Origin of the sequence: Pseudomonas sp. Z8(2022) (genome assembly GCF_025837155.1) — a bacterium.
Lineage (GTDB): Bacteria > Pseudomonadota > Gammaproteobacteria > Pseudomonadales > Pseudomonadaceae > Aquipseudomonas.
This window is the reverse complement of sequence record NZ_CP107549.1, coordinates 2,303,979-2,329,747: the sequence shown is the minus strand read 5'-3', so window position 1 is coordinate 2,329,747 and position 25,769 is coordinate 2,303,979. Positions and strand designations below refer to the sequence as shown.

Below are 25,769 nucleotides of genomic sequence, written 5' to 3'. Positions count from 1 at the left end.
TAGCATCCCCGTTCGCCCGGCCTCGAACCTCTGATTTCAGCATGCATGCAAGTAGCCAGATTCGACTAACATTCAATCAGGATCACCCGGCAGAGCATGAGGATGACTCCTCTGGCATTGCTGTTCAGGAATCCAAGCCAGCATTGCAGGCACCACCGATGTACAAGGTGGTCTTATTCAATGACGACTACACCCCGATGGATTTCGTCGTCGAAGTGCTTGAAACGTTTTTCGGCATGAACCGGGAGCTGGCGACCAAGATCATGTTGGCCGTTCATACAGAGGGACGTGCGGTGTGCGGTGTGTACACCCGTGATATTGCGGAGACCAAGGCAATGCAGGTCAACCAGTACGCGCGTGAGAGCCAACATCCGCTACTCTGTGAAATAGAGAAGGACGGTTAACGCCGGCCACTTGGGTATGAGGTGAAGCTATGTTGAATCGAGAGCTCGAAGTCACCCTCAATCTGGCTTTCAAGGAGGCCCGCGCCAAGCGTCATGAATTCATGACGGTTGAACATTTGCTGCTTGCCTTGCTGGATAATGAAGCAGCAGCCAGTGTGCTGCGGGCCTGCGGGGCCAATCTCGACAAGCTGCGCCATGATCTGCAGGAATTCATCGACTCCACCACGCCCCTGATTCCTCAGCACGATGAGGACCGCGAGACTCAGCCGACGCTGGGCTTCCAGCGTGTACTGCAGCGTGCCGTCTTCCATGTGCAGAGCTCCGGCAAGCGAGAAGTGACCGGCGCCAATGTGCTGGTGGCAATTTTCAGCGAGCAGGAAAGTCAGGCGGTATTCCTGCTCAAGCAGCAGAGCGTCGCCCGCATCGATGTGGTCAACTACATCGCCCATGGTATTTCCAAGGTGCCGGGGCATGGCGAGCATCACGAAAGTGATCAGGATATGCAGGATGAGGAGGGCGGCGAATCGTCCACCTCCGGCAATCCGCTGGATGCCTACGCCAGCAACCTCAACGAACTGGCCCGCCAGGGTCGAATCGACCCGCTGGTAGGGCGCGAGCACGAGGTCGAGCGCGTCGCCCAGATCCTGGCTCGGCGGCGCAAGAACAATCCGCTGCTGGTTGGCGAGGCCGGTGTCGGCAAGACCGCTATCGCCGAAGGTCTGGCCAAGCGCATCGTCGATGAGCAGGTGCCTGATCTGCTGGCCGACAGCGTGGTCTATTCCCTCGACCTGGGCGCACTGCTGGCCGGTACCAAGTACCGCGGCGATTTCGAGAAACGCCTCAAGGCACTGCTCAACGAGCTGCGCAAACGCCCGCATGCCATCCTCTTCATCGATGAGATTCACACCATCATTGGTGCCGGCGCGGCGTCGGGCGGGGTCATGGATGCATCCAATCTGCTCAAGCCGATGCTGTCATCGGGCGAGATTCGCTGCATCGGTTCCACTACCTTCCAGGAGTTTCGCGGCATCTTCGAGAAGGACCGTGCTCTGGCGCGCCGCTTCCAGAAGGTCGACGTGGTCGAGCCATCGGTGGACGACACCTACGGCATCCTCAAGGGCCTGAAGGCACGTTTCGAGCAGCACCATCATATCGAGTACAGCGACGAAGCTCTGCGCGCGGCGGCCGAACTGGCTGCGCGCTATATCAATGACCGGCACATGCCGGACAAGGCCATCGACGTGATCGACGAGGCAGGTGCCTATCAGCGTCTGCAGCCGGAAGACAAGCGCGTGGCGCGTATCGATGTGGCGCAGGTCGAGGACATCGTTGCGAAGATCGCACGCATTCCACCGAAGCATGTGTCCAGCTCCGACAAGGAGTTGCTGCGTAACCTGGAGCGTGACCTGAAACTTACCGTATTCGGTCAGGACGCCGCCATCGACTCGCTGGCAACCGCGATCAAACTGTCGCGTGCTGGTCTCAAGGCACCGGACAAGCCGGTCGGTTCCTTCCTCTTTGCCGGTCCTACCGGCGTGGGCAAGACCGAGGCCGCTCGGCAGCTGGCCAAGGCCATGGGCATCGAGCTGGTGCGTTTCGACATGTCCGAGTACATGGAGCGCCATACCGTCTCGCGTCTGATCGGTGCGCCGCCCGGTTATGTCGGTTTCGACCAGGGCGGTCTGCTGACCGAAGCGATCACCAAGCAACCGCACTGTGTGCTGCTGCTCGATGAGATCGAGAAGGCGCACCCGGAAGTCTTCAACCTGCTGCTGCAGGTGATGGACCACGGTACGCTGACCGACAACAACGGGCGCAAGGCGGACTTCCGCAACGTGATCCTGATCATGACTACCAACGCCGGCGCGGAAACTGCGTCGCGTGCATCGATCGGGTTCACCCAGCAGGATCACTCCACCGATGCCATGGAAGTCATCAAGAAAAGCTTCACGCCGGAGTTCCGCAACCGCCTGGATACCATCATCCAGTTCGGCCGCCTGAGTCACGAGACCATCAAGAGTATCGTCGACAAGTTCCTCACCGAACTGCAGGCGCAGCTGGAGGACAAGCGCGTCACGCTGGAAGTCAGCGACGCGGCGCGCAGCTGGCTGGCCGAACGTGGCTACGATGTGGCCATGGGCGCGCGACCGATGGCGCGTCTGATCCAGGACAAGATCAAGCGTCCGCTGGCGGAGGAGATCCTGTTCGGCGAACTGGCCGAGCATGGCGGCGTGGTGCACGTCGACATCAAGGATGGCGAACCCAGCTTCGAGTTCGAGACGGCGGCGGAGGTTGCCTGATCGAACGGTTGCTTGGCGAAAGCCAGCGGCTTTCGCCAAGCCAACGAAAACGCCCGGCAGATGCCGGGCGTTTTCTTTTGGTGCTTGGCTTAACGGGCGCGGTAGGTAATGCGGCCCTTGCTCAAGTCATAAGGCGTCAGCTCAACGCGCACCTTGTCACCAGTGAGAATGCGGATGTAGTTCTTGCGCATCTTGCCGGAGATGTGCGCGGTAACGACGTGCCCGTTTTCCAACTCCACGCGGAACATGGTGTTGGGCAGGGTGTCGACGACAGTGCCTTCCATTTCGAAGCTGTCTTCTTTCGACATGCAGTAAAGCCCTCGGTATCCAGGAAATGGCCCGGTGCAACTGGCGCCAGGCAAAAGCGGCGTGCATTGTGCCCGAAAACAGGGGGCTGCGCCAAGGGGCTTGGATTGTCGAGCTGGATGGATGGTCATCGTGGTTGCTAGGTCAGCAGCGTCCAGCGCTGATTGACGAAGAGCTCGATCGGGCGGTACTGGGTCTTGTAGTTCATCTTGCGGCAGTTCTTGATCCAGTAGCCGAGATAGACGGCATCCAGCCCTTGGCGCTCGGTCTCGGCGATCTGCCAGAGAATGGCGAAGCGGCCCAGGCTGCGGCGTTCCTCGTCCGGATCGTAGAAGGTGTAAACCGCCGATAGGCCGTTGGGCAGAAGATCTGTCACGGCAATGGCGACCAGTCGGCCCTGCAGACGAAATTCATAGAAGCGCGAGAAAGGCAGGTCGCGCACCAGGAAGGTGGAAAACTGCTCGCGGCTGGGGGGGTACATGTCGCCGTCTGCATGTCGCTGCTCGATATAGCGTACATAGAGGTCGTAGTACTCCTCGGTGAATGCCGGGCGTACGCAGCGAACGACGATGTCTTCATTGCGTTTGAGGATGCGGCGCTGTTGCCGGTTGGGTGTGAAGCGTGCAGCCGGTATGCGTGCCGGAATGCAGGCGGTGCACTGCTGACAGTGGGGGCGATAGAGGTGATCGCCACTGCGGCGAAAGCCCAGTTCCGACAGTTCGGCATAGACCAGCACGTCCATGGGCTGACTGGGGTCGAGAAACAGGGTGGTGGCCTGCTCTTCCGGCAGATAGCTGCATGGATGGGGTTGAGTGGCGTAGAACTTCAGGCGGGCCAGCTCGGTCATGGCGAAATCTCGAAAAAGCCTGACTAAGAGTGTAAGCCAGGCTCGCCTGTGCGACTAGGCGAGCCAGTCGGCTTGGCTCGGGATGTCGAGATGCTGTTGCAGATAGCCGGCGAAGCGGGCGCGCGGTATGGCCCTGGCGCCAAAGCTGTGTAGGTGCTGGGTGGGCATCTGGCAGTCAATGAGTACGAAGCCCCATTGCCGTAGTTTGCCGACGAGGGTGGCAAAGCCGACCTTGGAGGCGTTGTCGGCGCGGCTGAACATGGATTCGCCGAAGAACAGCTGGCCCATGGCCAGGCCGTAAAGACCGCCGACAAGTTCTCCGTCCTGCCAGACCTCGACCGAATGAGCGACACCGCGTTGATGCAGCTGCAGATAGGCTTCCTGCATGCCGCGGGTGATCCAGGTACCGTCGGCGTATGAGCGCGGTGCTGCGCAGGCGGCTATGACGGCCGCGAAGTCCTGATCGAAGGTGACGCGATAGCGTTGTTGGCGCAGGAGCTTGGCCAGGCTGCGGGATACGTGGAGCTCTTCAGGGAAGAGCACAGTGCGCGGGTCTGGTGACCACCAGAGAATCGGCTGGCCATCCTGGAACCAAGGAAAGCAGCCATGCCGATAGGCGCTGATCAGGCGGTCGACGCTCAGATCGCCGCCAGCAGCCAGGAGGCCGTTTGGCTCGCGCATGGCCTTGGTCAGTGGCGGGAACTCCAGGGAGTCACGTTGCAGCCAGGTGAGCATGTGCACTTGTCCGGCGGGGCAGGGGAGGGCAAGCGCAGCGGCTCGCCCTGATCCATCAGTTGCTGTCGAGGAACTTCTCGACGTCCAGGGCAGCCATGCAGCCGGCGCCGGCCGAGGTGATGGCCTGGCGATAGACATGATCGGCCACGTCGCCAGCGGCGAATACGCCCTCGATACTGGTGGCAGTGGCGTTGCCTTCGCTGCCACCTTTGATCTTCAGATAGCCGTCATGCATGTCCAGCTGGCCGACGAACAGCTCGGTGTTGGGTTTGTGACCAATGGCAATGAACACGCCGGCCAAGACCAGCTCCTTGGTGCTGCCGTCGACGGTGCTCTTCAGACGTACGCCGGTCACGCCGCTCTGGTCGCCGAGCACTTCGTCTAGTGTGTGGTTCCAGTGCAGGCGCATGTTGCCGTTTTCGACCTTGTCGAACAGCTTGTCCTGCAGAATCTTCTCCGAGCGCAGCTTGTCGCGGCGGTGTACCAGGTGCACTTCCTTGGCGATGTTCGACAGGTACAGCGCTTCTTCGACAGCGGTGTTGCCGCCGCCGATCACGGCGACCACCTGGTTGCGATAGAAGAAACCGTCGCAGGTGGCGCAGGCCGAAACACCCTTGCCGGAGAAGGCTTCTTCCGACGGCAGGCCGAGATACTGGGCGCTTGCGCCGGTGGCGATGATCAGTGCGTCACAGCTGTAGGTGCCGCTATCACCCTTGAGTACGAAGGGGCGACTCTGCAACTCGGCGGTATGGATGTGGTCGTAGATGATCTCGGTGTCGAAGCGCTCGGCGTGCTTCTGCATGCGCTCCATCAGTGCCGGGCCGGTAAGGCCTTCGACGTCACCCGGCCAGTTGTCCACTTCGGTGGTGGTGGTGAGCTGGCCGCCAGGCTGGATGCCGGTGATCACGACGGGTTTGAGATTGGCGCGGGCGGCGTAAACCGCTGCGCTGTAACCGGCAGGGCCGGAACCCAGGATGATCAGGCGGGAATGCTTGACTTCGCTCATAAAAAAACCCCATAAGCCTTTGTCACAAAAGAGAATGCGTGCTCCAATTGAGCCGCATGGAAGCTGCTGGCGGCTATGCTACACCGAAGCAGGGCAGGTGCGGGAGCGCGCTGATTGGCCTACTTGTCAGGCTGGCCCTACAATAGGCCGCTTCTGCGGTTAACCATCAGATGGACGCGCCAGAGGCGCAGGAAATGGCTGTTTTGAAGAATTCCACCACCCAGATCACCGATTGGCGCCAGAAACTTCAGTATCGACTGAAGGAAGGCGCATTGATCGCCCTGGGGGCGATGTGTCTCTACGTGCTGATGGCGCTGTTGACCTATAACGTTGCCGATCCGGCATGGGACAACAGTGTGCAGGTCGAACGCATCATCAATGCCGGCGGCAGCATTGGTGCCTGGCTTTCCAGTGCGCTGTTCGGTGCTCTGGGTTATTTCGCCTATATCTTTCCTCTCCTGTTGGCTGCCAAGACCTGGCAGGTCTTCCGCACCCGCAATCAACCCTGGCACTGGAACGGCTGGCTGTTTTCCTGGCACAGCATTGGCCTGGTTTTCCTGATTCTTTCCGGTTCCGCGCTGGGTGACATTCATTTCACGGCTGCCCCTGGCATGCAGGGATCTGGTGGTGGCATGCTCGGTGCCAGCCTGGGCGACCTGGCAGTGCACGCGCTGAACGTGCAGGGCAGCACGCTGCTGTTCCTGGCGCTGTTCCTGTTCGGGCTGACGGTATTCACCGATCTGTCCTGGTTCCGCGTAATGGATCTGACGGGCAAGATCACGCTGGATCTGATCGAGCTGATCCACGGCGCCATCACCAGTTGGTGGAATGCCCGCAACGAACGCAAACAGATGAAGACTCAACTGCGCGAACTGGACGAGCGGGTCACCGAGGTGGCTGCGCCGGTGGTTTCGGATCGTCGCGAGCAGGCCAAGGTCAAGGAGCGCCTGCTCGAACGCGAAGAATCGCTGAGCAAGCACATGAGCGAGCGTGAGAAGCGTCCGGCACCTGTCATTACCCCGCCAGCCCCGCCCAAGGCAGCCGAGCCGAGCAAGCGTGTACTCAAGGAAAAACAGGCGCCACTGTTCGTTGATACCGCCATCGAAGGCAGCCTGCCGCCGATTTCTATCCTCGACGTCGCCGAGAAGAAACAGAAGCAGTTCTCTCCCGAGTCGCTGGAGGCCATGTCGCGTCTGCTGGAGATCAAGCTCAAGGAGTTCGGCGTCGATGTGGTGGTCGAGTCCGTACATCCCGGCCCGGTGATTACCCGTTTCGAAATCCAGCCCGCTGCCGGGGTGAAAGTCAGCCGCATTTCCAATCTGGCCAAGGATCTGGCGCGTTCGATGGCCATGGTCAGCGTGCGTGTGGTCGAGGTGATTCCCGGCAAGACCACCGTGGGTATCGAGGTGCCCAACGAAGACCGGCAGATCGTGCGCTTCTCCGAGGTGCTGTCGTCGAGCGAGTACGACGACGCCAAGTCGCCAGTCACCCTGGCGCTGGGCCATGACATTGGCGGGCGCCCGGTCATTGCGGATCTGGCCAAGATGCCGCACCTGCTGGTAGCCGGTACCACCGGTTCCGGTAAGTCGGTGGGCGTCAACGCGATGATTCTGTCGATCCTGTTCAAGTCCACGCCGGAAGAGGCGCGGATGATCATGATCGACCCGAAGATGCTCGAGTTGTCGATCTACGAGGGCATTCCGCACCTGCTTTGCCCGGTAGTCACCGACATGAAGGAAGCCGCCAATGCGCTGCGCTGGTCGGTTGCCGAGATGGAGCGCCGCTACAAGCTGATGGCTGCCATGGGCGTGCGTAACCTGGCCGGCTTCAACCGCAAGGTGAAGGACGCCATCGAAGCCGGCACGCCGCTGCATGACCCGCTGTACAAGCGCGAGTCGATGGAAGACGAACCGCCTCACCTGAAGACGCTGCCGACCATTGTCGTGGTGGTCGACGAATTCGCCGACATGATGATGATAGTCGGCAAGAAGGTCGAAGAGCTGATCGCGCGTATCGCGCAGAAGGCCCGTGCGGCCGGTATCCACCTGATCCTCGCCACCCAGCGTCCGTCGGTGGACGTGATCACCGGCCTGATCAAGGCCAACATCCCGACTCGCATGGCCTTCCAGGTATCGAGCAAGATCGACTCGCGCACCATCCTCGATCAGGGTGGCGCCGAACAGCTGCTTGGCCATGGTGACATGCTCTACCTGCCACCCGGTACCGGTCTGCCGATTCGCGTGCATGGTGCCTTCGTCTCTGACGACGAAGTACATCGCGTGGTCGAGGCCTGGAAACAGCGCGGCGCTCCGGACTACATCGAGGACATCCTCGCGGGCGTCGAAGAGAGTGGCAGCGGCTTCGAAGGCGGTGGCGGCGAAGGCGGTGAGGGCAGCGAGGAGGACCCGCTGTACGACGAAGCCGTCAATTTCGTGCTGGAAAGCCGCCGCGCCTCCATTTCCGCCGTGCAGCGCAAGCTGAAGATCGGCTACAACCGCGCCGCGCGCATGATCGAGGCGATGGAGATGGCCGGTGTGGTCAGCTCGATGAATACCAATGGCTCGCGCGAGGTTCTGGCGCCGGGCTCATCGCGTGACTGAGTGTTGCGCGCCGCGGATAAAGCACTGAATCCGCGGTCTACAGGGTTCTCGGCAGCTCAGATGCTGCCGGGCAGCACGGGGTGCGGAGTCGCCCCGTCATTCTCATACGGAATCAAGGGGTTTATATGCGTGTTATTCGCCTGCTGATGCTGGCTGCTCTGAGCTTTACCCTGCTAACCGCCCAGGCTGACGAAGAGGCGGCTACCAAGCGCCTGACCGAACTGCTCAATCAGGCGCAAACCATCAATGCCCGTTTTTCCCAACTGACCCTGGATGCCAGCGGCACGCAGCTGCAGGAAACTGCCGGTGAACTGGTGCTCAAGCGCCCAGGCCTGTTCCGCTGGCATACCGACCAGCCGATGGAGCAGTTGCTGGTGTCCAACGGCGAAAAGGTCTGGCTGTACGACCCCGATCTGGAGCAGGTGACCATCCAGACCCTCGATCAGCGCCTGACGCATACCCCGGCCCTGCTGCTGTCCGGCGACGTATCGCAGATTCGCGAGAACTTCGAGATCGATTACAAGGAAGGCGGTAGCGTGGTCGACTTCATCCTCAAGCCGAAGGCCAAGGACAGCCTGTTCGACAGCCTGCGTCTGTCGTTCCGCAACCGCGTGCTCAACGACATGCAACTGATCGACAGCATCGGTCAACGCACCAACATTCTGTTCCTCAATGTGAAGATGAACGAGCCGGTCAATGACAGCCAGTTCACCTTCGACATTCCGGAAGGTGCGGACGTCATCCAGGAGTAAGCCGTGGACCTGTTCGGCCGCCAACCTGTCGCGCAGCCTCTGGCTGCGCGTTTGCGTGCCACCAGCCTGGACGAATACGTCGGGCAGGAGCATGTGCTGGGGCCGGGCAAGCCGCTGCGCGAGGCGCTGGAGCAGGGCGCGCTGCACTCGATGATCTTCTGGGGGCCGCCCGGGGTTGGCAAGACCACTCTGGCGCGCCTGCTGGCCAAGGTCACCGATGCGCATTTCGAGACGATTTCCGCCGTATTGTCCGGCGTGAAGGAGATTCGTCAGGCGGTCGAAGTCGCTCAACAGCACGCGGCGCAGTATGGCCGCCGCACCATTCTCTTCGTCGACGAGGTGCATCGTTTCAACAAGAGTCAGCAGGACGCCTTCCTGCCTTACGTTGAAGACGGCACCCTGATCTTCATCGGCGCCACCACCGAGAATCCGTCGTTCGAACTGAACAACGCACTGCTGTCGCGCGCACGCGTCTATGTGCTGAAAAGTCTGGACGAGGCGGCCATGCGCAAGCTGGTCAATCGTGCCCTGACCGACCCGAAGGGGCTGGGCGATCGGCGTCTGAGCCTGCCGGACGACGCTTTCCAGATTCTTCTGGCTGCCGCCGATGGCGATGGTCGCCGGCTGCTCAACTTCCTCGAGAACGCCGCGGACCTGGCAGAGGACGATGGCGAGATCGGCGTCGAGCTGCTGCAGAATCTGCTGGGCGACAGCCGTCGCCGTTTCGACAAGGGCGGCGAGGCCTTCTACGACCAGATATCCGCGCTGCACAAGTCGGTGCGCGGCTCCAGTCCGGACGGCGCTCTGTACTGGTATGCACGCATGCTCGACGGCGGTTGCGATCCGCTGTACATCGCCCGGCGTGTGGTGCGCATGGCCAGCGAGGACATCGGCAATGCCGATCCGCGGGCGTTGACCCTGTGTCTCAATGCCTGGGACGTGCAGGAGCGCCTGGGCAGTCCGGAGGGCGAGCTGGCGGTGGCACAGGCCATCGTCTATCTGGCCTGTGCGCCGAAGAGCAATGCGGTGTACACGGCCTTCAAGGCTGCCATGCGCGATGCCGCCGAGCAGGGCTCGCAGGAGGTTCCGCTGCACCTGCGCAACGCGCCGACCAAGCTGATGAAGCAACTAGGTTATGGCGATGAATACCGCTACGCCCATGACGAGCCGGATGCCTACGCAGCGGGTGAAGATTACTTCCCCGAGCACCTGCAGCCGCGCCAGTATTACCAACCGGTGCCGCGTGGCCTGGAGCTGAAGATTCGCGACAAACTGCAGCATTTGCGCAAGCTGGACGCTGCGAGCCCGAGGCAAAGGAGAACCCCATGATACGTGTGGTGCTTGCCGTGGCCGCTGGCGGCGCGGCCGGTTCGGTGCTGCGGTTTCTGGTGTCCGGTTGGGTCGCCGGGAACTGGCCCCGGCACTTTTATCTGGGCACCTTTGCCGTCAATGTCATTGGCTGCCTGTTGATCGGCGTGCTTTCCGGGCTGTTTCTCACGCGTTCCGACATACCGCTGGAGCTGCGCAGCGGATTGATTACCGGCGTGTTGGGGGGCTTTACCACCTTTTCCTCCTTCAGTCTGGAAATCATGAACCTGATCGAGGGGGGGCGCGCTGCCGAAGCCCTCGGTTACCTGGCGTTCAGCATCATCGGCGGTCTGCTGGCGGCCTGGGCTGGCTTGAGCCTGGCTCGTTTGGCTGCCTGAACTGTCTGCAGGGCGCTGAAAACAACGCAGGTGGTTTTTCAACCGCCTGTTAAGGCTTTACACTCCACAACCCGCGCCACAGTGCTGGCCTTCACCATTACGCTGTTGTATTGAGACCCGAACATGCTCGATTCCAAACTCGTCCGCACGCAACTCTCCGAAATCGCCGAGCGTCTGGCTACTCGTGGCTTCGTCCTCGACGTCGCCCGCTTCGAGGCCCTGGAGAGTCAGCGCAAGTCGGTGCAGGTGCGCACCGAACAGCTGCAGGCCGAGCGCAACAGCCGTTCCAAGTCCATCGGCCAGGCCAAGGCGCGCGGCGAAGACATCGCGCCGCTGCTGGCGGAAGTCGATCAGATGGGCAGCGATCTGGAGGCCGGCAAGCGTGAGCTGGACGCCATCCAGAGCGAACTGGACAACCTGCTGCTGAACATCCCCAACCTGCCGCACGAGTCCGTGCCGGTCGGCGCCGACGAGGACGGCAACGTCGAGGTGGCACGCTGGGGTACGCCGCGCAGCTTCGATTTCGAAATCAAGGATCATGTCGCTCTCGGCGAGCAGCACGGCTGGCTGGACTTCGAGACCGCGGCCAAGCTGTCCGGTGCGCGCTTCGCTCTCCTGCGCGGCCCCATCGCGCGCCTGCATCGTGCCCTGGCGCAGTTCATGATCAACCTGCACACCGGCGAGCATGGCTACGAAGAGGCTTACACCCCTTATCTGGTGCAGGCTCCGGCACTGCAGGGTACCGGCCAGTTGCCGAAGTTCGAGGAAGACCTGTTCAAGATCCGCCGTGAGGACCAGGCCGACCTGTACCTGATCCCGACTGCCGAAGTCTCGCTGACCAATATCGTTGCTGGCGAAATTCTCGACGCCAAGCAGCTGCCACTGAAGTTCGTCGCCCACACGCCGTGCTTCCGTAGCGAAGCAGGCGCTTCCGGTCGTGATACCCGCGGCATGATTCGCCAGCACCAGTTCGACAAGGTCGAGATGGTGCAGATCGTCGAGCCGTCCAAATCCTTCGAAGCGCTGGAAGGCATGACCGCCAACGCCGAGCGTGTGCTGCAACTGCTGGAGCTGCCGTACCGCAAACTGGCGCTGTGCACCGGCGACATGGGCTTCTCTGCAGTGAAAACCTACGATCTTGAGGTCTGGGTGCCGAGCCAGGACAAGTACCGCGAGATTTCCTCCTGCTCCAACTGCGGCGACTTCCAGGCGCGCCGCATGCAGGCACGCTATCGCAATCCGGAAACCGGCAAGCCGGAGCTGGTGCACACCCTCAACGGTTCCGGCCTGGCGGTTGGCCGTACGCTGGTGGCGGTGCTGGAGAACTACCAGCAGGCCGACGGCAGCATTCGCGTCCCCGAGGTGCTGAAGTCATACATGGGCGGCATCGAGGTGATCGGCTGAGCGGCCATCCCCGATATACGAAGCGCGGCGGCAGCAGCTGCCTCGCTTCATGGTTAGGGTGCGCCAAGCGCACCCTACGCCGACCTCTATGAGGCTGATCTGATGCAATTCCTTCCGCTGTTCCACAAGCTGCAGGATCGTCCGGTGCTGGTGATCGGTGGCGGTGAGGTCGCGCTGCGCAAGGCGCGTCTGCTGAGCGATGCCGGTGCCCGGCTGCGGGTTGTCGCGCCGCAGATCCGTAGCGAACTGCAGGCGTTGGCAGGCCCCGAGAGTTTCGTCCTGCGCGGCTATGAAAGCGGCGACCTGCAGGGCGTCTCCCTGGTCATCGCCGCCACCGATGACGTGTCGCTCAATGCGCAGATTTCCGCTGACGCTCAGGCGCTGGGCATACCCGTCAACGTGGTGGATGCTCCAGCGCTATGCAGCGTGATCTTTCCGGCCATCGTCGATCGCTCTCCGCTGATCGTCGCGGTCAGCAGTGGGGGCGACGCGCCGGTTCTGGCCAGGCTGATTCGCGCCAAGATCGAAACCTGGATTCCGGCTACCTATGGCCAGCTGGCCAACCTGGGCAAGCGCTTCCGCGAGCGGGTCAAGCAGTTGTTTCCCGATGTGCAGCAGCGCCGGGTGTTCTGGGAGGATGTTTTTCAGGGGCAGATCGCCGAGAGCGTCTTTTCCGGTAAGCCACACGAAGCCGAACGACTGCTGGAAGAGCGTCTGGCAGATGCTGCACCGCGCGCTTTGGGTGAGGTGTACCTGGTCGGCGCCGGCCCGGGGGATCCGGACCTGCTGACCTTCCGGGCCCTGCGTCTGATGCAGCAGGCCGACGTGGTGCTCTACGATCGCCTGGTGGCGCCTGCGATCATCGAGCTGTGCCGGCGCGATGCCGAGCGTATTTATGTAGGCAAGCGCCGCGCCGATCACGCAGTGCCGCAGGAACAGATCAACCACCTGCTGATCGATCTGGCGCGCCAGGGCAAGCGTGTGCTGCGTCTGAAGGGCGGTGACCCGTTCATCTTCGGCCGCGGCGGCGAGGAGATCGAGCAGCTGGCGGTCGAAGGCATTCCGTTTCAGGTCGTGCCAGGCATCACCGCCGCGTCAGGCTGTGCAGCCTATGCGGGCATTCCGCTGACCCATCGCGACCACGCGCAATCGGTGCGTTTCGTTACCGGGCACCTCAAGGATGGCAGCAGCAACCTTCCCTGGAAGGATCTGGTGGCGCCCGGGCAGACGCTGGTGTTCTACATGGGCCTGGTGGGCTTGCCGGGTATCTGCGAACAGCTGATCGCTCACGGCCGTTCAGGCGCAACGCCGGCTGCGCTGGTGCAGCAGGGCACAACGCAGAATCAGCGGGTCTTCACCGGCACGCTGGAAACCCTGCCGGAACTGGTGGCCGAGCACGAAGTGCACGCGCCCACCCTGGTGATCGTCGGCGAGGTGGTCACCCTGCGCGACAAGCTGGCCTGGTTCGAAGGCGCTCAGGGCGGTATCTGAAAACAGAAGCCTCTTGGCGAGGCTTCTGTCATCTGTCAGCGTTTGAACACACCTTTTCCTGGCAGGCGCCGGCGATCATGCGCACGCATGACGTCCTGCTGCGGCCCCTTGGGAATCACACCGGTCGGATTGATGGTGGCGTGGCTGGCATAGTAGTGCGACTTGATGTGGGTGAAGTCCACCGTCTCGGCGATGCCCGGCCACTGATAAAGCTCGCGCAGCCAGTTGGACAGGCTCGGATAATCCTCGATACGCCGCAGGTTGCACTTGAAGTGCCCGTGATAGACGGCATCAAAGCGAATCAGCGTGGTGAACAGGCGAATGTCTGCCTCGGTCAGGTATTCGCCAGCCAGGTAACGGTTTTCGTCCAGTAGTGCTTCCAGCTCGTCAAGCATGGCGAACAGCTCGTCGAAGGCTTCTTCATACGCTTCCTGAGTGGTGGCGAAGCCGGCGCGGTAGACGCCGTTGTTCACCGCCGGGTAGATGAGTTCGTTGAGCTGGTCGATACGCTCGCGCAGCGGCTCGGGGTAGAAGTCCAGTTGGTTGCCGGTCAGACCATCGAATGCACTGTTGAACATGCGGATGATCTCGGCCGATTCATTGCTGACGATGCCACCGCTCTGCTTGTCCCACAGTGCGGGTACGGTGACACGGCCGCTGTAGTGCCGGTCATCTGCGGTGTAGCGCTGATGCATGTAGCTCAGACTGTCGAGCTGATCGCCGGTCGAGCCGGTGTCGCGATCGAAGGTCCAGCCTTGTTCGCGCATCAGCCAGCTGACAACCGACACGTCGATCAGGGATTCCAGCCCCTTGAGCTTGCGCAGGATCAGGGTGCGATGTGCCCAGGGGCAGGCCAGCGAGACGTACAGGTGATAGCGCCCGGCCTCAGCCTTGAAGCCGTCTTCACCACTCGGGCCGGCGCTGCCATCCGCGGTCACCCAGCTACGCCGCTGTGCACTTTCGCGCTGGAAGCGGCCACTGTCGCCGGTGTCATACCACTGGTCATGCCAGCGTCCATCGATCAATAAGCCCATAACGCGTGCCTTCGTTCTGAATGAACCCGAAGTCTAGCGATATGAAGTCGATTGAAAGGTGGAAAAAGCTGGCTGAAAAGATCGGTCAGTTAGATTGAAGGCGTGCATCCCAGCGTTGTTGCGCCTGTTGGAAGGCCTCTTCGCGGGTCATGCCCAATCCGCGCAACGCGATGGCCATGGTGGCTATCACCGCCAGCCCGCCGTAGGCGTCTTCATGCTCGCCGTACCAGAACGCGCCCAGTACGTCCGGATCCAGTCGCTCGGGTTTGACGTGGCGCTGTGCCGACAGTGGCGGCCATTCCTCGTCCCAGGCTTCGCCGTTACGGGTACCGTACAGATGGCAGGCCACGTCCGGGTTGGCCTCGATCTCGCCGCCTTCGCCCTTGATCACGATGGCCTCATCGCCCAGCAGTCGGCTGGCCTCGCGGTGTACGGCCTGGTAGCCAGGATGAAAGATGCTCTGCAGTCCGCAGCGTGCGCTCAGCGGGTTGATCACGCGTGCCAGGGAGTGAATGGGCGAGCGCAGGCCAAGGGTGTTGCGCAAGTCGATCATGCGCTGCAGCGTCGGCATCCAGTCGCCCAGATAGCTGTAGGCGAGACCGTGCTGATCGAGCGCCGCTGCCGCACTCTGCCAGTCGCGGCAGTAGGGGATATCCAGTGTTGTCAGCAGTTGTTCGGTATACAGGCGGCCTGCGGTATGGGCGCCAGCGCCGTGCATGAAGATGCGCACACCACTGGCAGCCAGCGCCTTGGCGGCCAGCAGATACCAGGGAAGATGACGTTTCTTGCCGGCGTAGCTGGGCCAGTCCAGATCGACCTGGATGGCGGGCGCGGCCAGTCGCGGGCGAATGGCTTCGGTAAAGCCGGCGAGCTCCTCGGCGCTTTCCTCCTTGTGCCGCAGCAGCATCAGAAAGGCCCCAAGCTGGGCATCTTCGACCTTGCCGTCGAGCAGCATGCCCATGGCTTCGCGGGCTTCCTCGCGGGTCAGGCCGCGAGCGCCGCGTTTGCCCTTGCCGAGTACGCGCACGAACTGGGCAAAAGGGTGTTCTTCAGGCGTGATCAGTTTCATAGACAATTGGTCGGTTTCGGCAGGCCGGCGAGCTTGGCGGCGAGTTTGGCGGGCGTGCCCTTGAACAGGCGGTTGAGGTGCAGGCTGTTGCCCTTGTCTGGTCCCAGCTTCAGCGCCACGTACTTGATCAGCGGACGGTTGGCCGGTGACAGCTGGAACTCGTCATAGAAGGCGCGCAGCTGATCGAGAATTTCCCAGTGCTCGCCGCTCAGCTGCAGCTCTTCGGCAGCGGCAAGCGCCTCGGCAACCGGGCGCGACCAGTCCTGCAGGTCGATGAGGTAGCCATCCTTGTCCAGGGCGATATCGCGTCCGCCGACGTTCAAGGTGCTCATAGCCAGCTGTTGACCTTGGCGTAGCGGGTGCAGAGTTCGACGAATGTCGGGTAGTCCACGGCCTGAGCGCGCCCGGAAGCCTGCAGGCCGCGTGCGGCGAGGTCTTCTTCCAGTGCGTAGAGCATGATGTTGTCCGGCATCAGTTGCAGGGCCTGCAGATTGGCGGTGCCGGGTTGCAGGGCGTACACCGCGTCACCGGTGAGCAGCAGCGCGTCGTCGGCACCCAGCAGGCGCAGGCAGCTGGCCAGACGGCTGTCGGCGAAAGGCGAGTGGGAAAGGATATGCAGGGTGGCCATCAGAGGGTGATCACCTGGTCGTAACGATCGAGGAGGGCAGTCAGAGCGTTGTCATCGAGGCGCTCTACCGGCAGATTCAGTTCGCTGTCGCCAAGACCGCGTTCGGCCAGGCTGCGCTGGCTGGCGTACAGACTCTCTACACCGAACATCGGCAGGGCCTGCAGATTGGCGCCGAGGTCTTTCTGTTGCAGTTGGCCGGGTTGCTGCCCGGCGCAGAGCTGAAAGACGCCGTCATCGAGAAACAGCATGCCGATGGGTAGATCGAAGGCGCCGCCGGACAGGGCGATATCCAGCGCTTCGCGTGCGCCGGGGCCGCTCCAAGGGGCCTGGCGGCTGATGATCAACAGTGACTTGCTCATTCAGTGGCCTCCGAAGCAGATCAGTCGGTCAGCCTGCTGCGCCGCTTCATGCAGCTGGCCAAGGCCGGAAAGCGCCCAGGGTGCCTCCAGATTGGCTGCCGGGCGCGCATAGCGCTGCGCTTCCTCAGCATTCAGCACGCCACGACGCAATGCGGCGGCGATACACACCACGGCATCGAGCCGGTTGGCCGTGACGAATTCCCGCCACTCTCGCGGCAGGTCCAGCTCGTCCTGTGAGTTCACGACATTGCTGGCGGCGCTGTGCACGCCGTCCTGATAGAAGAACAGGCGAACGATCTCGTGACCGCCGGCCAATGCGGCCTGGGCAAAGCGCAGTGCACGGCGCGAGGTGGGTTGGTGAGGGGCGGCGAACAGGGCGATGGCAAACTTCATGGGATGTCCGGCGAGGCAAACTGAGGCAATGATAAGGCCAGGGGGAGTGGCAAACAAAGAATCACTACGCCTAGCTGTCAGGCGCGCAAGAAAAAGCCCGCCGAAGCGGGCTCCAAGGGGGACGAACCGTGATCAGTCGTCGCCGCCCATGATGCCGAAGATCTGCAGCAGGCTGACGAACAGGTTGTAGATCGAAACGTACAGGCTGATGGTCGCCATGATGTAGTTGCGCTCACCGCCATGGATGATGGCGCTGGTCTGGAACAGGATGCAGACCGAGGAGAACAGCACGAAACCGGCGCTGATTGCCAGTTGCAGACCGCTGATCTGGAAGAAGAAGCTGGCCAGGATGGCGGCGAGCAGGACGAAGAAGCCGGCGGTGATGAAGCCGCTGAGGAAGCTCATGTCCTTGCGGGTGGTCAGCACGTAGGCAGACAGGCCGAAGAACACCAGTGCGGTCATGGAGAATGCCGAGCTGATTACTTCGGCACCGTTGGCCATGCCCAGGTAACGGTTGAGGATCGGGCCGAGGGTGTAACCCATGAAACCGGTCAGGGCGAGGGTGGACACCAGACCCCAGGCGGAATCACGCAGCTTGTAGGTGAGGAAGAACAGGCCATAGAAGCCGATCAGCACCACGAAGAAGTTCGGGTAGGCCACGTTGGCGCGCTGGCTGAGGAATGCGACCAGGCCACTGAAGGCCAGAGTGATGGCCAGCAGGCCGTAGGTGTTGCGCAGAACCTTGCTGACTTCCAGCTGTTCGGCTTGCGAATGGTTTAGTACGTAGTCTCGCTCTTGCATGGCACGCTCCTGTAACACAAGAATTCCGTTATTCGAATGTCCCGGATCATAACAGAGCCTGGCGAGGTGCCAAGACAGAGAGTTTGACAGTGTGTTGCGTTCGGGTAAGATTGCCGCCCGCACTGCTGCGGAGGTCGAATTTCAGACTCCGCGCTCGAAGTTCGGAAGCGTGGCCGAGTGGTTTAAGGCAACGGTCTTGAAAACCGTCGATGGGCAACTATCCGTGAGTTCGAATCTCACCGCTTCCGCCAATTCCCCATATTGCCTTGTTGCGATTGCTGACCTTAATCTGGCGCTTGCTTTTTGACTGTTGTGCGCCAAGCTAGGTCAGGTTCTGGCTTTTTGTTAAGGTGTGGCCGGCAAGTTTCAATCCCACCGTCGTTACACGGTGGCTGACAAGATGCAACGAGGTGGCGATTGATTAGGGTCCTGGTGGTCGACGATCACGATCTGGTCCGTACGGGCATCACCCGCATGCTGGCCGACATCGATGGCCTGCAAGTCGTAGGTGAAGCCTGCACCGGCGAAGAAGCCCTGCTCAAGGTCCGAGAGCTCAAGCCCGATGTCGTCCTGATGGACGTCAAGATGCCCGGCATCGGCGGCCTGGAAGCCACCCGCAAGCTGATGCGCAGTCACCCCGATATCAAGGTCGTTGCAGTGACCGTATGTGAGGAAGACCCGTTCCCGACTCGTCTGCTGCAGGCCGGCGCCGCCGGTTATCTGACCAAGGGAGCCGCGCTGGAGGAAATGGTGCAGGCCATCCGCCTGGTGTTCGGCGGCCAACGCTACATCGACCCGCAGATTGCCCAGCAGCTGGCGCTGAAATCCTTCCAGCCGCAGACCAGTGGTTCACCTTTCGATCTTCTGTCCGAGCGTGAAATTCAGATCGCGCTGATGATCGCCAACTGTCACAAGGTGCAGAACATCTCCGACAAGCTGTGCCTGTCGCCAAAGACGGTCAACACCTACCGTTATCGCATCTTCGAGAAGCTCTCCATTACCAGCGACGTCGAGCTGGCCCTGCTTGCGGTACGCCACGGCATGGTCGACGCCGTCAGCTGAAGATGTCTGCTCCCTTCGATTCAAGTGCCTTCCTGGCGACCTGCAGTGGTCGCCCTGGCGTCTATCGCATGTTCGATGGCGAGGGCCGGCTGCTTTACGTCGGCAAGGCGAAGAACCTCAAGAAGCGTCTCTCCAGTTATTTCCGCAAGACCGGGCAGGCGCCCAAGACCGCCGCTCTGGTTGCCCGTATCGCGCAGATCGAAACTACCATTACCGCCAACGAAACCGAGGCGCTGCTGCTCGAGCAGACCCTGATCAAGGAATGGCGGCCGCCGTACAACATCCTGCTGCGCGACGATAAGTCCTACCCGTATGTATTTCTTTCCGACGGCGAATTCCCACGCCTTGGCATCCACCGCGGCGCGAAGAAGGCCAAGGGGCGCTATTTCGGTCCTTACCCCAGCGCTCTGGCGATTCGCGAGAGCCTGAGTCTGCTGCAGAAGACCTTTCTGGTTCGTCAGTGCGAGGACAGTTATTACAGGAACCGTACGCGACCTTGTCTGCAGTATCAGATCAAGCGCTGCAAGGGACCCTGTGTTGGGCTGGTCAGCCCGGAAGAATACGCCGAAGACGTCCGCCATTCGGTGATGTTTCTCGACGGTCGCAGCAATGCACTCAGCGAGGAGCTTTCCGCCAGCATGGAAAAGGCCTCCATGGCTCTGGAGTTCGAGCGCGCTGCCGAGCTGCGTGACCAGATCGCCATGCTGCGCCGTGTTCAGGATCAGCAGAGCATGGAGGGCGGCACCGGCGACGTCGACGTGGTCGCCGTAATGCTCTCGCCGGGCGGCGCGTGCGTGCACCTGATCAGCGTGCGTAGCGGGCGTGTGCTGGGCAGCAAGAACTTTTTCCCGCAGGTGGCGATCGAGGAGGAGGGCGGTGATGTACTGATGGCCTTTCTCGCTCAGTACTACCTGGGCAACGCCGAGCGCGACCTGCCCAGCGAACTGATCGTCAACGTGCAGCATGAAGACTTCGCCACGCTGATCGAAGCCATCGAATCGCTGCGTGGGCGTAGTCTCAGCATCAGCCTGCGTGTGCGCGGTACTCGGGCACGCTGGCAACAACTGGCCATTACCAACGCCGAGCAGGCACTGGCCGCGCGCCTGGCCAACCGACAGCACCTGGCTGAGCGCTTCGAAGCGCTGGCCACCGTGCTGGAGATGGACGAGCCGCCACAGCGTATGGAGTGCTTCGATATCAGTCACTCCAGCGGCGAAGCGACGGTCGCTTCCTGCGTGGTGTTCGGCCCAGAAGGCCCGCTGAAGTCCGATTACCGTCGTTTCAATATCGAAGGTGTGACCGCTGGCGACGACTACGCCGCCATGCATCAGGCTCTGACTCGCCGATTCAGCAAGATCAGGGACGGGGAAGGCAAGCTGCCTGATGTGCTGCTGGTAGACGGCGGCAAGGGCCAGTTGGCCATGGCCCGTGAGGTGCTGCAGGAGCTGGCGGTGCCGGATCTGATCCTGCTCGGTGTGGCCAAGGGCACGACACGCAAGCCAGGCCTCGAAGTGCTTTACCTCAACGATGCCGAGCACGAATTCACCTTGCCCGGCAATTCGCCAGCATTGCACCTGATCCAGCAGATTCGTGACGAGTCGCACCGCTTCGCGATCACCGGGCACCGTGCACGACGCGGCAAGACCCGGCGCACTTCCACGCTGGAAGAAGTCGCCGGGATTGGTCCGAAGCGGCGACGTGAGCTGCTCAATCACTTCGGCGGCCTTCAGGAACTGTCGCGCGCCAGCGCCGAAGAAATCGCCAAAGCGCCCGGAATCAGTAAAAAGCTCGCCGAGTTGATTTATGACACTCTGCACAGTGAGTAGAATGCCCGTTCATTTCGCAGCCTAGTTGTGCCGATGAATATCCCCAACTTGCTTACCGTGCTCCGGGTCGCCCTGATTCCGGTCTTCATCCTGCTGTTCTATATGCCGTTCTCCTGGAGCTACTGGGCGGCCAGTAGCGTCTTCGCCGTGGCCGCCGCGACCGACTGGCTCGACGGCTATCTGGCTCGTCGCTGGGAGCAGGGCACGCCGTTCGGCGCCTTCCTCGACCCCGTGGCCGACAAATTGATGGTCGCCGTGGCGCTGGTGCTGCTGGCTGCAGAGCATTCCAATCTGTGGCTGACCCTGGCGGCGGCGACCATCATCGGTCGCGAGATCGTCGTTTCTGCCTTGCGCGAGTGGATGGCCGAACTGGGGGCCCGAGCACAGGTAGCAGTATCCAATCTCGGCAAATGGAAAACCGCGGCACAGATGGTGGCGCTGGTCATTCTGCTGGCCAATCCGCCGGTGTTCACCTTCTGGGTCGTGCTCGGATATGTCCTGCTGGTGATCGCGGCGGTGCTGACTTTGTGGTCGATGCTGCAGTACCTGCTGGCAGCATGGCCGCACCTCAGCACCACCTCGGAAAAGAAATAAGTATTTTTGAATCAAAGGGTTGACGGCGCGATTCGATTCTATAGAATGGCGGCCGTCGACAAGACAAGCGGGAATAGCTCAGTTGGTAGAGCACGACCTTGCCAAGGTCGGGGTCGCGAGTTCGAGTCTCGTTTCCCGCTCCAGTTTTACACGAGCCGCCACGGCGGCTCGTTTGCTTCATGGCTGAGTTGCAGAGTGGTTATGCACCGGATTGCAAATCCGTGAACGCCGGTTCGATTCCGACCTCAGCCTCCAATCTAAAAGGCCTCGTAGATCAATGATTTACGAGGCCTTTTTCATTCTCGTAAGCATGTTTTTGCATGCCTTGCGAGGACGCGGAGGGCTGTATATAGTCCGCCCTTCGCACAGCGCTACCGCCCGAATGGCGAAATCGGTAGACGCAGGAGACTTAAAATCTCTCGCTCGCAAGGGCGTGCCGGTTCGAGTCCGGCTTCGGGCACCATCTAGTAAAGTCCCCATGCAAGCCCACAGTATCAATCGCTATGTGGGTGCTTGTGCATAGCACATAGAAGCGGTGAAGTGTTAATTCACTGGGGTTGCAATGCCGGATATCCGCTTCTATGTCGGTTTTTTGCACCTGGCACCATCATTACCGTTCACCATTCTTCAAGTTAAAACTCTGGATGAGGGTTTCCTTATTCGGGGGAGTCGTACAAGCTTGCGGTCGCTCTCAACGCGTCGGCATGAGAGAAAATGTCATCCAATGAATCGATGGGATGCCGGGTTTCGTTCTTGTCTGCATCGAACGTTCCAAGGTACTTCTGCGTGCGATTGAAGTGGAGGCGTGCAATCGGCTTGCGATTGTTGTCGTCCAGCAGAATGCCGAAATAACTCTGTGTATCACGGGCAGCAATGCGCTTAACGTCGACCTCGGTCCGCACGATAGCCTTGACGATGGTGTAACCCTCGATTTCTTCAGCGGTGGTCACGATACGGTCTTTTTCTTCGGTCTCGTCCTGCTGCTTGGTCGTCGGCTGTTCAGCTTGAGCCTGGGCCACGAGGATCGGTTGAGAGTTTCCGGTGATTGCAGATTTGAGGCGTTCGTTGATCTGGTCGCTCAGAAATTGAGACGCTGCCTTTCGAGTGAGATGGGTGAATTGTTCGCGTACCTTCTGGGTGATGATCCCTTCATACACACGTGAGGCGAAGAATCGAACGAAGTCTTCATCTGGCTGGCTGAATTGAGAGGCGAGGACACGCTTGATCTGGCCAACATACTTGAGTTCGCCTGCTGCGCTAATGATCGAGTCTACATCAAATGCGGACTTTGTGAGCTTCTGAAGTTCTGGGATCGCATGATCATCGATGTCCAAGAGGTCGAGTTCGAGAAACGGCTTCTCATCCATCTTGTTTGGTGCGTCCAAGTCAGTGAAGAACTTATAGACCTGGCCATTGGTCAGGATGGATATCCTGGCATTCGTGACATGGAAGTAGCGGAACAGCTGACTGGCGTGATTGATATTGAGCGGTTCGCCGATTTTCTTGCTTTCGATGAGTATCTGGATTTCGCCGTCTTTCAAGATGGCATAGTCGACCTTCTCGCCTTTCTTGGTACCAACATCTGCGGTGAATTCCGGAACAACCTCGAGTGGATTGAACACGTCGTACCCCATAACCGACTGGATGAAAGGCATGACGAATGCAGTCTTGGTCGCTTCTTCTGTTTGGATGGCAGATTTCTGTTGCCGAATCTTGGCGGCCAGACTGGCCAGCTTCTCTTCAAACTCCATGGCTCCCTCCCTTGGGATTTCCCTTCTGCGAATATTGCTGAGCAGTGGGCGCATCGGTTCTTCGCTTCAGCGTCGTATTGGCGCATAAAGGCATATAGACCGAATGCCATCACTGTTCAAATATCTAGGCCTCTAACGCAGCGTTTCGGAGACTGTTTCTCGGCTGAACAGACTTATAACTGCGTTGGGAATTGTCCGTAGGGTGGGCGTCAGGGAGAGGACAACTATGTCGGCAGCAGCGTCGCGATCTGATTGACGCTGATTACCTGTCCGCTCCAGATCATTTCGTAATGAGCACTCTGGATGATCGAGGTGACAGGGCGTGGGGTCATCAGTGCCCAGCAGATACTGCCGGCAGAGCGGACCGAGTGATAGCGCAGGCCACTGCATCCGGCCTTTTTGGCCTCAGCCCCCAATCGGTTGGAGTCGGTGTAATCGCCCGGCTTATAGATGGGGTCTGACAGTGGCACGACCGTCGCGTCTCTGAATCCTCCTTCGTTGAAACTGGCGGTCAGCCCTCTGAATACGAAGCGCTCATAGTTGAGTTCCGGCACCTTCGACCAGTAGCGCTCCTGGTGATAGCACACCTCGGCAATTGCGGTATCCATTCTGTCCGCCAGGTACAGCACGCCGAAACGGCCATCACTGAAGCGCGAGCCTGCCGGATTGACGTGAGTAAAGGGCGCCGTTGCATAGGAGCAACCGACAATGCCAAAGGGAATCTGGTCACGCGGTATCAGCTCCAGGCGGCCAATCTCGTTCTGTAACCGTGGATTGGTCAGCGCCTGGATCTGATAGAGGGCCTCGAAGTCCTCTGCATCGGCGACATCGTCGAACAGGGCGATGGGCGGGAACTTGGAGTTGACCAGGCGGTAGGCCTGTAGCGGTTCGTCCTCAAGCAGCGGCAGGTCGCCAAGCATCACCACTGGGCACCTCGCAGGGTGTCGATGCGCCTGAACGTCTCGTACAACGAGATCATGTCGCCTTGTGCCATGACGTCCAACGGCTTGCGGCCATTGAAAAACTCGTTGTGGTTCTCCATCCGAGGGAAACCGTAGACGTTATCGGGGTTGTCGAACACTACTCGTAGTGCGGCATGGATATTCAACACCAGACTGATGCGCTGCATCTGATCGGAGTCCAGGCTGACGGTCCACGAAGGGTCGTTCTGGCTGGCACGGGTGTAGGTACTGCGGGAAATCCGTAGCACACGGCAAGCCTGCTCAGCGGTCGCCCGCCATTTGTCGAGAATGTTCAGCGCTGCGCGCAGACCGGCTGCGCACTGGCGTTTGGAAAAGTCCTCAATCTGGATGGCTGGAGCGGTCATGGGAAGCCCTTTATAGTCTGTAGGCCAGAATATAGCATATTTGCGTCTGCAGACTTAAGTGGGCGTTTTATTCTTTTTGCAGGCGTTGCTGCAAGTCTCGCGCGTCGTAGGGCGCTCGCACCTTCACGTCATTATCGAAGTAACAGTAGAGATCCCGGGCTGTTCGGCGGGGTTTATGCGTCTTGTCGATCAGCCGCGCATCCGCGGGCTGCTCGCCTGCGGTCCAGGTTTCGATGCGCTGATGCCAATGCTGCAGGGCCTGAGGCGAATAGCCGCTCACATAGAGTTCTGCATTGCCGTGCAGGCGAAGGTAGAGAAAGTCGGCGGTGATGTCCTCGGCATAAGGCCATTTGCCTGCTGTATCCGCCACTACCAGGGCGATGCCATGTCGGCGCAGCAGCTTGATGAAGGCCGGATTGCAGAAACTGGCGTTGCGGATTTCCACGGCATGGCGCAGTGGGCGATCTGCTGCGGCGTCCAGATAACCAGCCACGTGCAGACGGGCAGAGGCGTGGCGGGCAAGACTGCGGGCCTGGTCGGTATCGGCCGGCAGTTTGGTGACGAACTCGGCAAAGAGTTCCTCGTCGAAGCGGAAGCTGGGTGGGAACTGCCAGAGGATAGGGCCGAGTTTTTCCTTCAGCCCCAACAGGCCGGAGGCGAAGAAGTTGGCCAGCGGCTCGTCGATGTCGACCAGACGGCGCACATGGGTGATGAAGCGCGGCGCCTTGACGCTGAAGACGAAGTCATCCGGCGTCTGCTCTGCCCATTTACTGTAACGCTCGGGCGTCTGTAGGCCGTAGAACGAGCCGTTTATCTCGATGCTGTTGACCTCGCGCGAAGCGAACTCCAGTTCACGCCGCTGAGGCAGGCCCTTGGGGTAGAAGTCGCCGCGCCAGGGCGCGTACCGCCAGCCGGAGATGCCGATGCGTACATCGCTCATGCTGTCACCTCCCGTAGACGTGGACGGTGCTGTTGGTACGGAACGAAAAAGCTCATGGCATCACCTCGCAGCCTGCATGCGTCATTCGATACCTGGCAGGTGGCGATCATTCGAGCGAATTTTCTCTGAACCGTAGGCCATGGATGCGGCCACAACTGTATGGACCTGTGCGGAGGAATTTCGAGATGTCCGGTGAAATCAGCCTGTTATTCATTGCGCTCGGCGTGATCATCATCCTGCTCGACCTGTGGGCGATCGTCAGTGTCTACCGCAGCGACAAGGGAGTAGAGGCCAAAGCCCTGTGGTCACTGCTGATCGCGTTGTTCCCGGGGCTCGGGTTGGGGCTCTGGGGCCTGTTCGGGCCTCGCGGCATGAGCCCGCCGCCGTCATCACCGGAGCACAGCAAGTAGCGGAACTGACCTGACTGTCATGGC

At 60.7% G+C, this 25,769-nt stretch carries 27 protein-coding genes and 4 tRNA genes; 16 read left to right on the top strand and 15 right to left on the bottom strand.

Annotated features, from left to right (window positions below; all coding sequences use genetic code 11):
- The first annotated feature begins 41 nt into the window (after positions 1–41).
- A complete protein-coding gene (gene clpS, locus OEG79_RS11105) occupies positions 42–404 on the top strand; it encodes an ATP-dependent Clp protease adapter ClpS (RefSeq protein ID WP_003460431.1) in 363 nt (120 codons plus the stop codon).
- Positions 405–433: 29 nt separating this feature from the next.
- Entirely contained in the window at positions 434–2,704 is a 2,271-nt protein-coding gene (clpA, locus tag OEG79_RS11100) for an ATP-dependent Clp protease ATP-binding subunit ClpA (protein WP_264145085.1), read from the top strand.
- A gap of 89 nt (positions 2,705–2,793) precedes the next feature.
- Here clpA and infA read toward each other — a convergent pair whose 3' ends face one another.
- The 4 genes from infA to trxB form a co-directional block, all read right to left on the bottom strand.
- Positions 2,794–3,012, bottom strand: coding sequence for a translation initiation factor IF-1 (infA, locus tag OEG79_RS11095; protein ID WP_002553999.1), 219 nt, complete (start codon positions 3,010–3,012; stop codon positions 2,794–2,796).
- A gap of 137 nt (positions 3,013–3,149) precedes the next feature.
- Positions 3,150–3,857, bottom strand: a complete 708-nt coding sequence (locus OEG79_RS11090; protein WP_264145084.1) for an arginyltransferase — start codon at positions 3,855–3,857, stop codon at positions 3,150–3,152.
- Positions 3,858–3,911: 54 nt separating this feature from the next.
- Positions 3,912–4,592 carry a leucyl/phenylalanyl-tRNA--protein transferase gene (gene aat / locus OEG79_RS11085; protein WP_264145083.1) on the bottom strand — a complete coding sequence of 227 codons (681 nt, stop codon included), beginning with the start codon at positions 4,590–4,592 and terminating at the stop codon, positions 3,912–3,914.
- A 55-nt stretch (positions 4,593–4,647) separates the two neighbouring features.
- Entirely contained in the window at positions 4,648–5,598 is a 951-nt protein-coding gene (trxB, locus tag OEG79_RS11080) for a thioredoxin-disulfide reductase (RefSeq protein ID WP_264145082.1), read from the bottom strand.
- 194 nt (positions 5,599–5,792) lie between these two features.
- Between trxB and ftsK the strand changes: the two genes are divergently transcribed.
- The 6 genes from ftsK to cysG all read left to right on the top strand — a co-directional run bounded on the left by ftsK (position 5,793) and on the right by cysG (position 13,551).
- A complete protein-coding gene (ftsK, locus tag OEG79_RS11075; protein WP_413247502.1) occupies positions 5,793–8,198 on the top strand; it encodes a DNA translocase FtsK in 2,406 nt (801 codons plus the stop codon).
- Between the two features lie 125 nt (positions 8,199–8,323).
- Complete coding sequence (gene lolA / locus OEG79_RS11070) at positions 8,324–8,950, top strand: outer membrane lipoprotein chaperone LolA (RefSeq protein ID WP_264145080.1); 627 nt, start codon at positions 8,324–8,326, stop codon at positions 8,948–8,950.
- 3 nt (positions 8,951–8,953) lie between these two features.
- Positions 8,954–10,279 carry a replication-associated recombination protein A gene (locus OEG79_RS11065; protein ID WP_264145079.1) on the top strand — a complete coding sequence of 442 codons (1,326 nt, stop codon included), beginning with the start codon at positions 8,954–8,956 and terminating at the stop codon, positions 10,277–10,279.
- Positions 10,276–10,656 (top strand): fluoride efflux transporter CrcB, encoded by a 381-nt coding sequence (gene crcB, locus OEG79_RS11060; protein WP_264145078.1) that lies wholly within the window; start codon positions 10,276–10,278, stop codon positions 10,654–10,656. Before OEG79_RS11065 ends, crcB begins: the two co-directional genes overlap by 4 nt.
- 123 nt (positions 10,657–10,779) lie before the next feature.
- Positions 10,780–12,060 carry a serine--tRNA ligase gene (gene serS / locus OEG79_RS11055; protein ID WP_264145077.1) on the top strand — a complete coding sequence of 427 codons (1,281 nt, stop codon included), beginning with the start codon at positions 10,780–10,782 and terminating at the stop codon, positions 12,058–12,060.
- Between the two features lie 102 nt (positions 12,061–12,162).
- Positions 12,163–13,551 carry a siroheme synthase CysG gene (gene cysG, locus OEG79_RS11050; protein ID WP_264145076.1) on the top strand — a complete coding sequence of 463 codons (1,389 nt, stop codon included), beginning with the start codon at positions 12,163–12,165 and terminating at the stop codon, positions 13,549–13,551.
- Between the two features lie 35 nt (positions 13,552–13,586).
- Here cysG and OEG79_RS11045 read toward each other — a convergent pair whose 3' ends face one another.
- From OEG79_RS11045 to OEG79_RS11015, 7 genes are all read right to left on the bottom strand, one after another.
- Positions 13,587–14,585: a glutathione S-transferase family protein gene (locus OEG79_RS11045; protein WP_264145075.1), complete on the bottom strand. Its 999-nt coding sequence runs from the start codon at positions 14,583–14,585 to the stop codon at positions 13,587–13,589.
- 85 nt (positions 14,586–14,670) lie between these two features.
- On the bottom strand, positions 14,671–15,654 hold the full coding sequence (locus OEG79_RS11040; RefSeq protein ID WP_264145074.1) for a glycosyl transferase family protein: 984 nt from the start codon (positions 15,652–15,654) through the stop codon (positions 14,671–14,673).
- Positions 15,651–15,986, bottom strand: a complete 336-nt coding sequence (locus OEG79_RS11035; protein WP_264145073.1) for a TusE/DsrC/DsvC family sulfur relay protein — start codon at positions 15,984–15,986, stop codon at positions 15,651–15,653. Before OEG79_RS11035 ends, OEG79_RS11040 begins: the two co-directional genes overlap by 4 nt.
- Positions 15,983–16,282 (bottom strand): sulfurtransferase complex subunit TusB, encoded by a 300-nt coding sequence (gene tusB, locus OEG79_RS11030; protein WP_264145072.1) that lies wholly within the window; start codon positions 16,280–16,282, stop codon positions 15,983–15,985. The genes OEG79_RS11035 and tusB overlap by 4 nt, the downstream gene beginning before the upstream one ends.
- Positions 16,282–16,641: a sulfurtransferase complex subunit TusC gene (tusC, locus tag OEG79_RS11025; RefSeq protein WP_264145071.1), complete on the bottom strand. Its 360-nt coding sequence runs from the start codon at positions 16,639–16,641 to the stop codon at positions 16,282–16,284. Before tusC ends, tusB begins: the two co-directional genes overlap by 1 nt.
- Complete coding sequence (gene tusD, locus OEG79_RS11020) at positions 16,642–17,034, bottom strand: sulfurtransferase complex subunit TusD (RefSeq protein WP_264145070.1); 393 nt, start codon at positions 17,032–17,034, stop codon at positions 16,642–16,644. It abuts the gene before it with no gap.
- Between the two features lie 132 nt (positions 17,035–17,166).
- Positions 17,167–17,835 (bottom strand): Bax inhibitor-1/YccA family protein, encoded by a 669-nt coding sequence (locus OEG79_RS11015; protein ID WP_264145069.1) that lies wholly within the window; start codon positions 17,833–17,835, stop codon positions 17,167–17,169.
- Between the two features lie 163 nt (positions 17,836–17,998).
- Here OEG79_RS11015 and OEG79_RS11010 point away from each other — a divergent pair.
- The 7 genes from OEG79_RS11010 (at position 17,999) to OEG79_RS10980 (ending at position 21,780) form a co-directional block, all read left to right on the top strand.
- Positions 17,999–18,086, top strand: a tRNA-Ser gene (locus tag OEG79_RS11010).
- A gap of 166 nt (positions 18,087–18,252) precedes the next feature.
- Positions 18,253–18,897, top strand: coding sequence for a UvrY/SirA/GacA family response regulator transcription factor (gene uvrY / locus OEG79_RS11005; RefSeq protein WP_264145068.1), 645 nt, complete (start codon positions 18,253–18,255; stop codon positions 18,895–18,897).
- A gap of 2 nt (positions 18,898–18,899) precedes the next feature.
- Positions 18,900–20,723: an excinuclease ABC subunit UvrC gene (uvrC, locus tag OEG79_RS11000; protein WP_264145067.1), complete on the top strand. Its 1,824-nt coding sequence runs from the start codon at positions 18,900–18,902 to the stop codon at positions 20,721–20,723.
- Between the two features lie 33 nt (positions 20,724–20,756).
- Positions 20,757–21,317 carry a CDP-diacylglycerol--glycerol-3-phosphate 3-phosphatidyltransferase gene (gene pgsA, locus OEG79_RS10995; protein ID WP_264145066.1) on the top strand — a complete coding sequence of 187 codons (561 nt, stop codon included), beginning with the start codon at positions 20,757–20,759 and terminating at the stop codon, positions 21,315–21,317.
- Between the two features lie 67 nt (positions 21,318–21,384).
- Positions 21,385–21,460, top strand: a tRNA-Gly gene (locus OEG79_RS10990).
- A 38-nt stretch (positions 21,461–21,498) separates the two neighbouring features.
- A tRNA-Cys gene (locus tag OEG79_RS10985) sits at positions 21,499–21,572 on the top strand.
- Positions 21,573–21,693: 121 nt separating this feature from the next.
- Positions 21,694–21,780: transfer RNA gene (locus OEG79_RS10980), tRNA-Leu, on the top strand.
- 193 nt (positions 21,781–21,973) lie between these two features.
- On the opposite strand, the gene OEG79_RS10975 is transcribed toward OEG79_RS10980, so the two are convergent.
- The 4 genes from OEG79_RS10975 to OEG79_RS10960 form a co-directional block, all read right to left on the bottom strand.
- A complete protein-coding gene (locus OEG79_RS10975) occupies positions 21,974–23,068 on the bottom strand; it encodes a type I restriction endonuclease (protein WP_264145065.1) in 1,095 nt (364 codons plus the stop codon).
- Between the two features lie 224 nt (positions 23,069–23,292).
- Complete coding sequence (locus OEG79_RS10970; protein WP_264145064.1) at positions 23,293–23,988, bottom strand: RES family NAD+ phosphorylase; 696 nt, start codon at positions 23,986–23,988, stop codon at positions 23,293–23,295.
- Positions 23,988–24,395 (bottom strand): antitoxin Xre-like helix-turn-helix domain-containing protein, encoded by a 408-nt coding sequence (locus tag OEG79_RS10965; RefSeq protein WP_264145063.1) that lies wholly within the window; start codon positions 24,393–24,395, stop codon positions 23,988–23,990. Before OEG79_RS10965 ends, OEG79_RS10970 begins: the two co-directional genes overlap by 1 nt.
- A gap of 67 nt (positions 24,396–24,462) precedes the next feature.
- Positions 24,463–25,335: a DUF72 domain-containing protein gene (locus tag OEG79_RS10960; RefSeq protein ID WP_264145062.1), complete on the bottom strand. Its 873-nt coding sequence runs from the start codon at positions 25,333–25,335 to the stop codon at positions 24,463–24,465.
- Between the two features lie 185 nt (positions 25,336–25,520).
- On the opposite strand from OEG79_RS10960, the gene OEG79_RS10955 reads away from it, so the two are divergent.
- Positions 25,521–25,745, top strand: coding sequence for a PLDc N-terminal domain-containing protein (locus OEG79_RS10955; protein ID WP_264145061.1), 225 nt, complete (start codon positions 25,521–25,523; stop codon positions 25,743–25,745).
- Positions 25,746–25,769 lie beyond the last annotated feature (24 nt).

Bases quoted from the DNA above. Each gene is read 5' to 3' on its own strand.
- crcB (WP_264145078.1), top strand. From the start codon at position 10,276: ATGATACGTGTGGTGCTTGCCGTGGCCGCTGGCGGCGCGGCCGGTTCG.
- cysG (WP_264145076.1), top strand. From the start codon at position 12,163: ATGCAATTCCTTCCGCTGTTCCACAAGCTGCAGGATCGTCCGGTGCTG.
- OEG79_RS11045 (WP_264145075.1), bottom strand. From the start codon at position 14,585: ATGGGCTTATTGATCGATGGACGCTGGCATGACCAGTGGTATGACACC.
- tusB (WP_264145072.1), bottom strand. From the start codon at position 16,282: ATGGCCACCCTGCATATCCTTTCCCACTCGCCTTTCGCCGACAGCCGT.
- pgsA (WP_264145066.1), top strand. From the start codon at position 20,757: ATGAATATCCCCAACTTGCTTACCGTGCTCCGGGTCGCCCTGATTCCG.
- OEG79_RS10960 (WP_264145062.1), bottom strand. From the start codon at position 25,335: ATGAGCGATGTACGCATCGGCATCTCCGGCTGGCGGTACGCGCCCTGG.
- OEG79_RS10965 (WP_264145063.1), bottom strand. From the start codon at position 24,395: ATGACCGCTCCAGCCATCCAGATTGAGGACTTTTCCAAACGCCAGTGC.
- OEG79_RS10970 (WP_264145064.1), bottom strand. From the start codon at position 23,988: ATGCTTGGCGACCTGCCGCTGCTTGAGGACGAACCGCTACAGGCCTAC.
- uvrC (WP_264145067.1), top strand. From the start codon at position 18,900: ATGTCTGCTCCCTTCGATTCAAGTGCCTTCCTGGCGACCTGCAGTGGT.
- OEG79_RS11040 (WP_264145074.1), bottom strand. From the start codon at position 15,654: ATGAAACTGATCACGCCTGAAGAACACCCTTTTGCCCAGTTCGTGCGC.
- OEG79_RS11035 (WP_264145073.1), bottom strand. From the start codon at position 15,986: ATGAGCACCTTGAACGTCGGCGGACGCGATATCGCCCTGGACAAGGAT.
- infA (WP_002553999.1), bottom strand. From the start codon at position 3,012: ATGTCGAAAGAAGACAGCTTCGAAATGGAAGGCACTGTCGTCGACACC.
- lolA (WP_264145080.1), top strand. From the start codon at position 8,324: ATGCGTGTTATTCGCCTGCTGATGCTGGCTGCTCTGAGCTTTACCCTG.
- tusD (WP_264145070.1), bottom strand. From the start codon at position 17,034: ATGAAGTTTGCCATCGCCCTGTTCGCCGCCCCTCACCAACCCACCTCG.
- tusC (WP_264145071.1), bottom strand. From the start codon at position 16,641: ATGAGCAAGTCACTGTTGATCATCAGCCGCCAGGCCCCTTGGAGCGGC.
- clpS (WP_003460431.1), top strand. From the start codon at position 42: ATGCATGCAAGTAGCCAGATTCGACTAACATTCAATCAGGATCACCCG.
- serS (WP_264145077.1), top strand. From the start codon at position 10,780: ATGCTCGATTCCAAACTCGTCCGCACGCAACTCTCCGAAATCGCCGAG.
- aat (WP_264145083.1), bottom strand. From the start codon at position 4,592: ATGCTCACCTGGCTGCAACGTGACTCCCTGGAGTTCCCGCCACTGACC.
- OEG79_RS10955 (WP_264145061.1), top strand. From the start codon at position 25,521: ATGTCCGGTGAAATCAGCCTGTTATTCATTGCGCTCGGCGTGATCATC.
- OEG79_RS10975 (WP_264145065.1), bottom strand. From the start codon at position 23,068: ATGGAGTTTGAAGAGAAGCTGGCCAGTCTGGCCGCCAAGATTCGGCAA.
- OEG79_RS11090 (WP_264145084.1), bottom strand. From the start codon at position 3,857: ATGACCGAGCTGGCCCGCCTGAAGTTCTACGCCACTCAACCCCATCCA.
- clpA (WP_264145085.1), top strand. From the start codon at position 434: ATGTTGAATCGAGAGCTCGAAGTCACCCTCAATCTGGCTTTCAAGGAG.
- trxB (WP_264145082.1), bottom strand. From the start codon at position 5,598: ATGAGCGAAGTCAAGCATTCCCGCCTGATCATCCTGGGTTCCGGCCCT.
- OEG79_RS11015 (WP_264145069.1), bottom strand. From the start codon at position 17,835: ATGCAAGAGCGAGACTACGTACTAAACCATTCGCAAGCCGAACAGCTG.
- ftsK (WP_413247502.1), top strand. From the start codon at position 5,793: ATGGCTGTTTTGAAGAATTCCACCACCCAGATCACCGATTGGCGCCAG.